The sequence below is a fragment of the Lysobacter olei genome, from assembly GCF_054777355.1.
In genome coordinates this window covers 55,186-66,793 of the sequence record NZ_BAAHAT010000008.1, presented here as the reverse complement: position 1 = coordinate 66,793, position 11,608 = coordinate 55,186, and the positions used below count along the sequence as shown (strand labels likewise).

9 protein-coding genes and 1 riboswitch are annotated in these 11,608 nt (G+C 69.2%); of the genes, 7 read left to right on the top strand and 2 right to left on the bottom strand.

Going from position 1 to position 11,608, the window contains the following annotated elements; genetic code table 11:
- The 3 genes from gspD to ACYVBS_RS12345 are packed head-to-tail and all read left to right on the top strand — an operon-like array spanning position 1 to position 4,070.
- Complete coding sequence (gene gspD / locus ACYVBS_RS12355) at positions 1 to 2,301, top strand: type II secretion system secretin GspD (RefSeq protein WP_460823968.1); 2,301 nt, start codon at positions 1 to 3, stop codon at positions 2,299 to 2,301.
- A gap of 21 nt (positions 2,302 to 2,322) precedes the next feature.
- Positions 2,323 to 3,210 carry a glycosyltransferase family 2 protein gene (locus ACYVBS_RS12350; RefSeq protein ID WP_460823967.1) on the top strand — a complete coding sequence of 296 codons (888 nt, stop codon included), beginning with the start codon at positions 2,323 to 2,325 and terminating at the stop codon, positions 3,208 to 3,210.
- Positions 3,207 to 4,070, top strand: coding sequence for a glycosyltransferase family 2 protein (locus ACYVBS_RS12345; protein ID WP_460823966.1), 864 nt, complete (start codon positions 3,207 to 3,209; stop codon positions 4,068 to 4,070). Before ACYVBS_RS12350 ends, ACYVBS_RS12345 begins: the two co-directional genes overlap by 4 nt.
- A gap of 23 nt (positions 4,071 to 4,093) precedes the next feature.
- On the opposite strand, the gene pyrF is transcribed toward ACYVBS_RS12345, so the two are convergent.
- Entirely contained in the window at positions 4,094 to 4,906 is an 813-nt protein-coding gene (pyrF, locus tag ACYVBS_RS12340) for an orotidine-5'-phosphate decarboxylase (protein WP_460823965.1), read from the bottom strand.
- Positions 4,907 to 5,061: 155 nt separating this feature from the next.
- Positions 5,062 to 6,726 (bottom strand): energy-dependent translational throttle protein EttA, encoded by a 1,665-nt coding sequence (gene ettA, locus ACYVBS_RS12335; protein ID WP_460823964.1) that lies wholly within the window; start codon positions 6,724 to 6,726, stop codon positions 5,062 to 5,064.
- Positions 6,727 to 7,138: 412 nt separating this feature from the next.
- Between ettA and glyA the strand changes: the two genes are divergently transcribed.
- From glyA to ACYVBS_RS12315, 4 genes are all read left to right on the top strand, one after another.
- Positions 7,139 to 8,392 carry a serine hydroxymethyltransferase gene (gene glyA / locus ACYVBS_RS12330; RefSeq protein ID WP_460823963.1) on the top strand — a complete coding sequence of 418 codons (1,254 nt, stop codon included), beginning with the start codon at positions 7,139 to 7,141 and terminating at the stop codon, positions 8,390 to 8,392.
- A gap of 49 nt (positions 8,393 to 8,441) precedes the next feature.
- Positions 8,442 to 8,963, top strand: coding sequence for a transcriptional regulator NrdR (gene nrdR / locus ACYVBS_RS12325; protein ID WP_460823962.1), 522 nt, complete (start codon positions 8,442 to 8,444; stop codon positions 8,961 to 8,963).
- A gap of 64 nt (positions 8,964 to 9,027) precedes the next feature.
- Entirely contained in the window at positions 9,028 to 10,125 is a 1,098-nt protein-coding gene (ribD, locus tag ACYVBS_RS12320; RefSeq protein WP_460823961.1) for a bifunctional diaminohydroxyphosphoribosylaminopyrimidine deaminase/5-amino-6-(5-phosphoribosylamino)uracil reductase RibD, read from the top strand.
- A gap of 76 nt (positions 10,126 to 10,201) precedes the next feature.
- On the top strand, positions 10,202 to 11,050 hold the full coding sequence (locus ACYVBS_RS12315) for a class I SAM-dependent methyltransferase (protein ID WP_460823960.1): 849 nt from the start codon (positions 10,202 to 10,204) through the stop codon (positions 11,048 to 11,050).
- A gap of 215 nt (positions 11,051 to 11,265) precedes the next feature.
- Positions 11,266 to 11,431: riboswitch (FMN riboswitch) on the top strand.
- Positions 11,432 to 11,608: the final 177 nt, after the last annotated feature.

Sequence of the window (11,608 nt, the reverse complement as noted above, 5' to 3'; positions counted from 1 at the left end):
ATGACTTCTTCCGACCCCAAGCGCGTGCGCACCGGCCAGAGCCGGGCGGCAGTCCATCCGGCGACCGGCACGCCACTCACACGGGCGTTGTGGCTCGGCTGCAGCGTGGCGTTTGCCACGTCGTGCACCACGGTGCCCCAGGCCAAGGTGAGCCGCGAAGCCGACCCGGTCGCATTGCAGCGCGCGTCTGCCGCTCCAGCCGCCGCCACGATGGGCGGAGGCGTGCGGAGCGAGCCACTCGCCGCCAGTGAGGCCGGTCCGCAGCCGCAGATCCGCCGTGGCACGGGACAAGTCATCAACCGCAGTGCCGCCGCGGCGCCGCCGCCCAATTTCGGGGGCAGCACCGGGCAGGCCACCTTCAACTTCGAAGGCGAGTCGCTGCACGCGGTGGTCAAGGCCATCCTGGGCGACATGCTGGGCCAGAACTACGTGATCGCGCCGGGCGTGCAGGGCACCGTGACGCTGGCCACGCCCAAGCCGGTCAGCCCGGCCGACGCGATGAACCTGCTGGAGATGGTGCTGGGCTGGAACAATGCCCGCATGGTCTACAGCGGTGGGCGCTACAACATCGTGCCGGCCGACCAGGCGATGGCCGGCAATGTCGCCGCCCGCACCGGCCCCGCGGCGACCGCGCGCGGTTTCGAAGTGCGTACCGTGCCGTTGCGCTACGTTTCGGCCAGCGAAATGGAGAAGATCCTCAAGCCTTACGCCCGACCCAATGCGGTGGTTGGCGTGGACGGCGCGCGCAACGTGATCACGGTCAGCGGTACGCGCGCCGAACTGGAGAACTACCTGCGCACCATCCAGGTCTTCGACGTCGACTGGCTGTCGGGCATGTCGGTGGGCGTGTTCCCACTGAAGTCCGGCAAGGCAAGCAAGGTGGTGGCCGACCTGGAAAAGGTGTTTGGCGAGCAGAGCAAGACGCCGGTGGCCGGCATGTTCCGCTTCATGCCTTTGGAGGGCGCCAACGCGGTGCTGGTGATCACCCCGCAGGCCGCGTACCTGGACGACATCCGCACGTGGCTGGAGCGCATTGACGGCGCAGGCGGCGAGTCGCAGCTGTTCACCTACGAGTTGAAGTACATCAAGGCCAAGGACCTTGCGGATCGCCTGGCCGAAGTGTTTGGCAGCACCGGCGGCGGCAACGCCGGCGGCAATGGCGCGCCATCGCTGATGCCGGGGCTGGAGTCGGTGGAGCTAAAGGACGGCGGCAACGGCAGCGTGGCCCAGATGACAGGCGAAGGCGGCAGTGCCAGCGGCAGCAGCACCGGAACGAGCGGCGGCATGGGCGAAGGCATGGCGCTGAACCCGCGCAGCAGCGGCGGCAATGGCGCGGTCACGCTGGACGTGGAGGGCAGCCGCGTGGGCGTGTCGGCGGTGGAGGAGACCAACTCGCTGCTGGTGCGCGCCAACCCCGCAGCCTGGCGTTCCATCCTCGAGGTGATCGAGCGCCTGGACGTAATGCCGATGCAGGTCCAGATCGAGGCGCAGGTGGTGGAAGTCTCCCTGACCGGCGACCTCAGCTACGGCGTCAACTGGTACTTCGAAAACGCCGTGTCGGCGGCGGTGGAGGACGGCGGCGCCGGCCTGCCCAGCGCGCTCGGCCGCAGCATCTGGGGTGACATCTCCGGCGTGGTCGGCTCGGGCGGCATGGGCTGGACGTTCCTGGGCAAGAACGCCGCCGCGGTGATCACCGCACTGGACGAAGTCACCGACCTCAAGCTGCTGCAGACCCCCTCGGTCGTGGTGCGCAACAACGCCGAGGCCACGTTGAACGTGGGCACCCGCATTCCGATTGAGTCGGTGACGGTCAATCCGGGCACGGGCGTGAATACGTCCTATGGCCAGGTGCAGTACCTCGACACCGGCGTGATCCTCAAGGTGCGCCCGCGCGTGAGCAAGGACGGGATGGTGTTCCTCGACCTGGTGCAGGAGGTCAGCTCGCCCGGCCCGCTGCCCGCGCGCTGCTCCGATGCCGACTTCGAGGGCGCCTGCAATCCGCCGGTCAACACCCGCAAGCTCAAGACCGAGGCCGCGGTGCAAAGCGGCGACACGGTGATGCTGGCCGGCCTGATCAGCGATGGCGTGACCAAGGGTTCGTCCGGCCTGCCGGGCCTCAGCCGCCTTCCGATCATCGGTGGGCTGTTCGGCACGCGCTCGACCACCACCACGCGCAGCGAAGTGGTCGTGCTGCTGACGCCCACCATCATCCGCAACCCGCAGGAAGCGCGTGACCTGACCGACGAGTACGGCCAGCGCTTCCGCGCGTTGAAGCCGCTGCCGGCCAAGCGGGCGTTCTGATGGTCGAAGCAGGGCGTGGGCATGGGTGAAGTGCCGGGCGGATTGCCCATCGTGCTGCTGCCGGTGGGCAGCGACGACGACGCCCTCGATGCCTGCCTTGCCGCGTTGGAGGCCTGCACGCCCGCTGGCACGCGGGTGTGGCTGGCCGACGACGCCTGCGCCGGCCCGCGTGGCTACGCCATCGTCGAACGCTGGATGGCGCGTACGCGCCTAAAAGCCGACTACACCCGCCGCCAGCGCGGTGTCGGCGAAGTCACGCACCTGGACCAGGCACTGGCGGCCTGCGATGGCATGGACGTGGTCGTGCTGGCACCCGATGCGGTGCCCTTGCCGGGCTGGCTGGAGCGCATGGCGGCCAGCCTCCGGGCCGATGGCGCCATCGGCACCGTGACGCCGTGGTCCAACGCCGGCGAAGTGGCGGCCTGGCCGCGCATTGGTGAGATCGCACCAATGCCCACCGAGCCTTTGCGACTGGCCCACGCCGCCGCGCACATGCCGGCGTTGCTGCCTGAGCTGCCGGCCGCCGTGGGGCACGCCGTGCTGTTACGCGGCGCTGCCCGCGCGCGCGCCGGTGGGCTGGATGCCGACAGTTATGGCTCCTGGTATGCGGCGCTGATCGACCTTTCCTTGCGCCTGGCGGGGCTGGGTTGGCGCAACGTGCTGTGCGATACGGCGTTCGTGGCGCGCCCGACCGAGGGCGTGCCCGCCGATGGCGACATGGACCGGCTCGCGGTGCGCTGGCCGGATTGGCATGCCCGCCTGGCCCAGTTCCTGATGCAGGACCCGCTGCGTGGCACGCGCGATCAGTTGTCACGCCTTCTCGCCACGCTCGGCCCGCCGGAGCCGCAACCCGATCTGTTCGACCCCGTCGATGCTGCGTCCGTCGATGCCGCGAGGCCCGTGGCATGAGCGTCGCTGCCGGGAGTGGCCGCGTCGGTGCGATCGTCGTCACCTACCAGAGCGCGAGCACCATCGATGCGTGCCTCGCGCGGCTGCGCGTCGCCGCCGACATCGGTGCCATCCGCGTGGTCGACAACGACTCCCGTGATGACACGCTGGAAGTCGTGCAGCGCCATGCGCTCGCCGATCCGCGCGTGCGCTTCATTGCCAACCCTGACAACCCGGGCTTTTCCGTCGCCTGCAACCAGGGCGCGCGGGAAGTGGCCACCCCGTGGCTGGCGTTCGTGAACCCGGATTGCCTGGTGGAGGCGGACACCTTTAGCCGTCTGCTGGCCCTCGCGCCCAACGAACCGCCGACGCTGGTGGGGGCCGACCTGGTGGACGAGAAGGGTCGCCGCGACCCCGCCGCGCGCCGCCGCGACCCCGACTTCGCGCGGATGCTACAGGGCGTGCTGCGCAACCCGGCCGGCAAGTCGCAGCTTGCCGTGCCCATCGACGTTGGCCTTTCGCTGCAGGCGGTCGAGGCCGTGTCAGGGGCGCTGATGCTGATGCCGCGTGGCCTGTTCCAGCGCATCGGCGGGTTCGACGAAGGCTACCGCTTGCATGCGGAGGACCTCGACCTGTGCCGGCGCGTGCGCGATGCGGGCGGGCAGGTGGCCGTGGCCAATGCGGTGCGCGTGCTGCATGTGCGCGGTGTGTCCAGCCGCTCGCGCCCGGTGTTCGTCGAATGGCACAAACACCGCGGGCTGTGGCGCTATTTCAGCAAGTTCGAGTCATCGCGACGTGGCCCCATCATCCGCGCGGCCGTCTTCGTCGCGATCTGGCTGCGCTTCCCGCTGTCGGTGGTCCGGGCGGCGCTGAAACGCTGACCGCTGCGCCGGGCAACAACCCATCAACGGTGCAGGTTGATCTCGTCGCGCAGGGCCTTAGCGGCGGCCGCGGCCGCCTCGGCGTAATCCTCGCCACGCGAGGCATACAGCACCGCGCGCGAGCTGCTGATCATCAGGCCGGTGCCGTCGGCGGTGCGTGCGTTGCGCACCACCGCCCCTGCATCGCCACCTTGCGCGCCCACGCCGGGCACCAGGAAGGGCACGTCGCCGACGATGGCGCGCACTTCGCGCAGTTGCTCCGGCCAGGTCGCACCGACGACCAGGGCGCAGTTGCCGTTGCCGTTCCATTCGCGTGCGACCTTCTCGGCCACGTGCTGGTACAGCGGGCGGCCATCGACCACCAGGTCCTGCAGGTCCCCGGCGCCCGGGTTGGAGGTGCGGCACAGGATCACCACGCCGCGGTCGGCACGGTCGAGGAACGGCTGCACCGAGTCGCGGCCCAGGTAGGGGTTGGCGGTGACCGCATCGGCGGCATAGCGGTCGAACGCTTCGGTGGCGTAATGCTGCGCGGTGCTGCCGATGTCGCCACGCTTGCTGTCCAGGATCACCGGGATGCCGGGATGGCGCGCATGTATATGCGCGATCAGGCGCTGCAGCGCGGCTTCCTCACCCAGTGCGGCGAAGTGCGCGATCTGCGGCTTGAACGCGCAGGCGTATTCGGCGGTGGCGTCGACGATGTCGATGCAGAAATGCAGCACCGCGTCCGGGTCGCCGGCGAACTTCGCCGGGAACTTCGCCGGCTCCGGGTCCAGGCCCACGCAGACCAGCGAATTGGCCTGTTCCCAGCGGTTGCGCAGCTGCTGCATGAAATTCATCGTCGACTCCTGTGGCCTGCGCACCGGGCGGTGGCTCGTGGCGGGTCTGCGTGCGGTGCGTGGTTCGCGCCGTCGCGCAACGTGTTTCCGGTCTGCCGGAACGGCCTTGCGTGCATGCGAAGACGCCCACTCGGCGTGGGCGTCTTCGTCGTGGCTTACTTCAGTGCCTTGAAGCGCAGGCGGTGCGGCTGCGCACCTTCCGCGCCCAGGCGACGCTTCTTGTCTTCCTCGTACTCGCGGTAGTTGCCCTGGAAGAACTCCACGTGCGAATCGCCTTCGAAGGCGAGGATGTGCGTGGCGATGCGGTCCAGGAACCAGCGGTCGTGCGAGATCACGAAGGTGTTGCCCGGGAACTCCAGCAGCGCGTCTTCCAGCGCGCGCAGGGTTTCGATGTCCAGGTCATTGGACGGTTCGTCGAGCAGCAGCACGTTGCCGCCCTGAAGCAGGGTCTTGGCCATGTGCAGGCGGCCACGCTCACCACCGGACAGCGAGCCCACCAGCTTCTGCTGGTCCTGGCCCTTGAAGTTGAAGCGACCGATGTAGGCGCGCGACTGGATCTCCACGCCGTTGATGTTGAGGATGTCCAGGCCGCCGGAGACTTCCTGGAACACGTTGTGGTCGCCTTCCAGCTTGTCGCGGCTCTGGTCGACGTAGGCCAGCTTCACGGTCGGGCCGGTCACGATCTCGCCGGAGTCGGGCTTCTCCTGTCCGGTGATCATCTTGAACAGCGTCGACTTGCCGGCGCCGTTGGGGCCGATGATGCCGACGATCGCGCCCGGCGGCACGATGAAGCTGAGGTCGTCGATCAGCAGGCGGTCGCCGAACTTTTTGGTGACGTGCTTGAACTCGATGACCGAGTTACCCAGGCGCTCGCCCGGCGGAATGAAGATTTCGTTCGTTTCGTTGCGGCGCTGGTAGTCGACCGACTGCAGCTCGTCCAGGCGGGCCAGACGGGCCTTGCCCTTCGAACGGCCGCCCTTGGCGTTTTGTCGCGCCCATTCCAGTTCCTTGGCGATGGCCCTCTGCCGCGCCTTTTCCTGGTTCTCTTCCTGCTTCAGGCGCTCTTCCTTCTGCACCAGCCAGTCGGTGTAGTTGCCCTTCCACGGGATGCCGCGGCCGCGGTCGAGCTCGAGGATCCACTCGGCGGCGTTGTCGAGGAAGTAGCGGTCGTGGGTGACGGCCACCACGGTGCCGGTGTAGCGGGCGAGGAACTGCTCCAGCCATTCCACCGACTCGGCGTCGAGGTGGTTGGTCGGTTCGTCGAGCAGGAGCATGTCCGGCTTCTGCAGCAGCAGCTGGCACAGCGCGACGCGGCGCTTTTCACCGCCCGACAGGTTGCCGATCACCGCATCCCACGGCGGCAGGCGCAGCGCGTCGGCGGCCACTTCCAACTGCTGTTCCATCATGTGCGCATCGCCCGAGGCAAGGATGGCCTCCAGGCGCTGCTGCTCGGCCGCGAGCTTGTCGAAGTCGGCGCCTTCCTCGGCGTACGCGGCATAGACCGCGTCCAGCGCGTGCTGAGCGTTGATGATCTCGCCCAGGCCCACTTCCACCGCCTGGCGCACGGTGTGGGTCGGGTCCAGCTGCGGCTCCTGTGCCAGGTAGCCGACCTTGATGCCCGGTTGCGGGCGCGCTTCGCCGGTGAAGTCCTTGTCCACGCCGGCCATGATCTTCAGCACGGTCGACTTGCCCGCGCCGTTGAGGCCCAGCAGGCCGATCTTCGCGCCCGGGAAGAAGGACAGCGAGATGTCCTTGATGATCTGGCGCTTGGGCGGAACGGTCTTGCTGACACCGTTCATGGTGTAGATGAATTGCGACATGGGTGCTCCGGTCGGGCGCGGCGCCCGGGGGGCGACGCTGGGCATACGGCGGCGACCTGCACGGGGCAGGGCCGGGGAATCTGGGGATCACGCCATTATCGCGGATGTGGGGGCCGACTGCCACGCGCGGCGACCGGATGGCCGTGGCAGGTTGCCGGGGCTTCATCTCCGCCGGGGCCCCGGCGGACGTGTTCGAAGGGTCGAAGCCGCCGTGGCGCGGGGTCCGGGGCGGCGGGGGCTGGCCTTCGACCCGGTGATGGCGGGTTATCTGGTCTGGGCAGGACGCCGGGCAACCCGGCGCTGAGCAGGCTGTGCGGCGCCGGAGCCTTGCGGCCTCAGTGGTCCGGGACCGTTCACGGCCGCTACACTTGACCATTCTCCCCCCAACCCCCCCCATCCCGTCGGAGTGGCAATGTTCCAGCGCAATGCCCGTATCGAAGCTTTTGACCCTGAACTCGCCAAGGCCATCGCCGACGAGACCCGCCGCCAGGAAGACCACGTCGAGCTGATCGCCTCCGAAAACTACGCCAGCCCGCTGGTGATGGAAGCGCAGGGCAGCCAGCTGACCAACAAGTACGCCGAAGGCTACCCGGGCAAGCGCTACTACGGTGGCTGCGAATACGTGGACGTGGCCGAGAACCTGGCCATCGAGCGCCTGAAGCAGCTGTTCGGCGCCGACTACGCCAACGTGCAGCCGCACTCCGGCTCGCAGGCCAACCAGGCCGTGTACTTCGCCCTGCTCAACCCGGGTGACACCATCCTCGGCATGAGCCTGGCCCACGGCGGTCACCTGACCCACGGCGCCAAGGTCAACATCTCCGGCAAGCTGCTCAACGCCATCCAGTACGGCGTCAACGACCGGGGCCTGATCGACTACGACGAAGTCGAGCGCCTGGCGCTGGAGCACAAGCCGAAGATGGTCGTCGCCGGCTTCTCCGCCTATTCGCAGAAGATCGACTGGGCGCGCTTCCGCGCCATCGCCGACAAGGTCGGGGCCTACCTGTTCGTGGACATGGCGCACGTCGCCGGCCTGGTTGCCGCCGGGGTGTACCCGAATCCGCTGCCGCACGCGCACGTGGTCACCTCGACCACGCACAAGACCCTGCGCGGCCCGCGCGGCGGCATCATCGTCGCCAAGGACCCGTCCGAGGAGCTGGTGAAGAAGCTGCAGAGCATCGTCTTCCCGGGCATCCAGGGCGGTCCGCTGATGCACGTGATCGCGGCCAAGGCCGTGGCCTTCAAGGAAGCGCTGCAGCCGGAGTTCAAGGCCTACCAGGAGCAGGTCGTCAAGAACGCGCAGGCGATGGCCAAGACCATCATCGCGCGCGGCTACAAGATCGTGTCCGGCGGCACCGAGAACCACCTGATGCTGATCGACATGATCGGCAAGGACGTCAGCGGCAAGGACGCGGAAGCCGCGCTGGGCAAGGCGCACATCACCGTCAACAAGAACTCCGTGCCCAACGACCCGCGCTCGCCGTTCGTGACCTCGGGCCTGCGCATCGGCACCCCGGCCGTCACCACCCGCGGCTACAAGGAAGCCGACTGCGTGGCGCTGGCCGAGTGGATCTGCGACGTGCTCGACAACCCCAATGACGACAAGGTCATTGCGGGGGTGCGCGAGAACGTCAGCAAACAGTGCCAGCAGTTCCCGGTTTACGGTTGATGCACACGACGCCCCGCTCATGCGGGGCGTCTGCATTTAAGCTAAACGCATGCATTGCCCCTTCTGCCAGCACCTGGACACCCGCGTGATCGATTCGCGCGTGTCCGACGACGGTGCCACCATACGCCGCCGCCGCGTCTGCGAAGCCTGCGGCGAGCGCTTTTCCACCTTGGAAACCATCGAGCTGAAGCTGCCGGCCATCGTGAAGAGCGATGGGCGCCGCGAGGCGTTCGATGCGCGCAAGCTGCGCAGCGGCTTTGACCGCGCATTGCAGAAGCGGCCGGTGTCGGAGGAGCAGATCGAGGCCGCGGTCCGCGCCGTGGTGCACCGTGCGCGCATGACCGCCGAGCGCGAGCTGCCCTCGCGCCGGCTGGGCGAGTTCGTGATGAGCGAGTTGCGCAAGCTGGACCACGTGGGCTACGTGCGCTTCGCCTCCGTGTATCGCGACTTCCAGGACGTGGCCGACTTCCGCGAGGAACTCGATCGTCTGGAAAGCGACCACGGCGGTGAAGGGCAACTGCCGTTGCTGGAAGGCGAGGCGGAGCCCGTCGCCAAGGGGCGCAAGCGCTGAGGGTGTTGGCAGCCGTCAGTGCTTGGCCGTGCCGGCAGTGACGACGTCCGCTTCTGGAGGACCGATGGACCACTTTTCCGCCACCGACCACGCCATGATGGCCCGCGCCATCCGCCTGGCCGAGCGTGGCGCCTACACCACCCGTCCCAACCCGATGGTCGGTTGCGTCATCGCCCATGGCGATGAGGTGGTGGGCGAGGGCTGGCACGTGCGTGCCGGCGAGGCGCATGCCGAGGTGCATGCGCTGCAGCAGGCGGGCGAGCGGGCCAAGGGCGCCACCGCATACGTGTCACTCGAACCCTGCGCGCACACCGGTCGTACCGGACCCTGTGCCGAGGCGCTGATTGCGGCCGGCGTTTCGCGGGTCGTCGCCGCCATGCGGGACCCGTTTCCGCAGGTCGACGGCGCCGGTTTTGACAAGCTGCAGGCCGCTGGCATCGCCGTCGCATGCGGCCTGATGGCCGGTGATGCGCGCGCGCTCAATCGCGGCTTCCTCTCGCGGCACGAGCGCGGACGCCCATGGGTGCGGGTCAAGCTGGCGACCAGCCTCGACGGCCGCACCGCGCTCAATAACGGCGAATCCAAGTGGATCAGCGGCGAAGCCTCGCGCCACGACGTGCAGCTTTGGCGCGCGCGGGCCGGGGCCATCCTCACCGGCGCCGGCACCGTGCTCGCCGACGACCCGTCGCTGACCGTGCGCCTCGGCGATGACACGCCGTTCCTGCCGCCGTTGCGCGTGGTGCTCGACCCCGGGTTGGCCACCGTCGCCCGCGGCCGCGTGCGCGAGGGCGACGCGCCGACACTCTACATCCACGCACCCGATGCCAAGCTGCCGCGCGGTCTGACCGCGCAGGTCGCGTCCGCACCGGTGAAGGGCGGCCTGTTCGACCTCGAGGCCGTGCTCAAGCTGCTCGCCGCGCGCGAGATCAACGAGGTACAGATCGAAGCGGGCGCCACCCTGGCCGGCGCATTCTTGGCCGCGGGGCTGGTAGACGAAATCCTGCTGTACGTGGCGCCCGTGTTGCTGGGCGAGAACGCCCGGCCGATGTTCGATGGCCTGGGCATCACCACCATGGCCGAGCGTCATCACCTGCGCGTCGTCGAGTCGCGCTACATCGGCCACGACGTGCGGTTGCTGCTGCAGCCGGTGCACACGGGCTAGAAGCACGCGGCGATCGCAGGAGCGCTGGAAGGGCCGGTCCCCAGCGGACCGGGATCAACGAAGGGCGAGGCACCGCATGGGCACGAGCGGCTTCAAGGACCACTTCTCCGGCATCGCCGATGCCTATGCCGCCGCGCGGCCCGAGTATCCCGATGCACTGTTCGACGCGATCGCCGCGCACGTGCCGGCAGGTGCGCGGGTGTGGGAGCCCGGCTGCGGCAGCGGCCAGGCCACCCGCGGGCTGGCCGCGCGCTTCGCTCATGTGCACGCCACCGATCCCAGCGCGCAGCAACTGGCCCAGCATTGGGCCCATGCCGGCGCGGCCAGCCTAGGCGACTCCAGCCCGACCGTCGCGCCCGCGCGCATCGGCCCCGCGGATGAATCGGGCACGACGCTGCCGTCGGCAGCCCCCCGTGTGTCCCTGGCGGTCGAGCCCGGCGAGCGCACTGCGCTGCCCGGAGGCTCCGTGCAATTGATCGCCGTCGCGCAGGCGCTGCACTGGTTCGACCGGCCGAAGTTCTTCGCCGAATGCCAGCGCGTGCTGGCGCCGGGTGGCGTGCTGGCGGCGTGGGGCTATCCCGACTTCCTCGCCCCCGAGGGCATGGTGGAAGCGGTGGAAGCATTCCGCGCCCGCATCGAGCCGTACTGGCCGCCGGAGCGCGCGCAGATCGATGCGCGCTACGCCGGCTACGACTGGCCGTTCCCGGCGTTGCCGACACCCACGTTGTGGCTGGAGGCCGAATGGCCGCTGGGCCACTTCCTGCGTTACCTGGGCAGCATGTCGGCGAGCGCACGCTGCCAAGCGGCGACCGGCATCGACCCGGTCGCGCACCACGGGCCGGCCCTCGCCGCCGCCTGGGGTGACGCGGCCGACCTGCGCACCATCACCTGGCCGCTGTTCCTTCATCTGCGGCGCAAGCCCTGAGGCCCTCCGCCTCGGGGGGCGCACGATGTCTCCGGACCCTGGGCGTCTGGCCGCAGCATCGAACCCGCTGCAGGGGCGCTCCGCAGGGCTGTGGGCGAAGGCGCGGCGGCCGGACGCCACGCTGCCAACACAGCGTTCCACCATCGGGCCGTGCCGCCACGAGGCGGGCGCGGCACCGGGTGGTAGAATGCCCACGCCGCCTCGGCGGCAACACGCGACGTCTTCAGGGCGGGGTGCAACTCCCCACCGGCGGTAGGTCGCCCGGCCCCGTGCCGGGCAACGAGCCCGCGAGCGCTTTCCATCGGCCCCGCCGCGGAAAGGTCAGCAGATCCGGTCCAATGCCGGAGCCGACGGTCATAGTCCGGATGAAAGAAGACGGCGTGCGCATCCGCTGCGGCGCCCGTGCGCGCGGCGGGACGTGCTTCGGCCCGTGGCCGGGGCAGGACGCGCATGCCATTGCCTTGCGACGTTTTTCGCTCGCCCTCCACGCGGGAAACGTGCCATGCCTCCATCGCTGTCCGCCCTCTTCCATTGCAGCGCCGCGGCCCCGCGCCAACC

Bases quoted from the DNA above. Each gene is read 5' to 3' on its own strand.
- glyA (WP_460823963.1), top strand. From the start codon at position 7,139: ATGTTCCAGCGCAATGCCCGTATCGAAGCTTTTGACCCTGAACTCGCC.
- pyrF (WP_460823965.1), bottom strand. From the start codon at position 4,906: ATGAATTTCATGCAGCAGCTGCGCAACCGCTGGGAACAGGCCAATTCG.
- ACYVBS_RS12315 (WP_460823960.1), top strand. From the start codon at position 10,202: ATGGGCACGAGCGGCTTCAAGGACCACTTCTCCGGCATCGCCGATGCC.
- ribD (WP_460823961.1), top strand. From the start codon at position 9,028: ATGGACCACTTTTCCGCCACCGACCACGCCATGATGGCCCGCGCCATC.
- ACYVBS_RS12345 (WP_460823966.1), top strand. From the start codon at position 3,207: ATGAGCGTCGCTGCCGGGAGTGGCCGCGTCGGTGCGATCGTCGTCACC.
- nrdR (WP_460823962.1), top strand. From the start codon at position 8,442: ATGCATTGCCCCTTCTGCCAGCACCTGGACACCCGCGTGATCGATTCG.
- ettA (WP_460823964.1), bottom strand. From the start codon at position 6,726: ATGTCGCAATTCATCTACACCATGAACGGTGTCAGCAAGACCGTTCCG.
- gspD (WP_460823968.1), top strand. From the start codon at position 1: ATGACTTCTTCCGACCCCAAGCGCGTGCGCACCGGCCAGAGCCGGGCG.
- ACYVBS_RS12350 (WP_460823967.1), top strand. From the start codon at position 2,323: ATGGGTGAAGTGCCGGGCGGATTGCCCATCGTGCTGCTGCCGGTGGGC.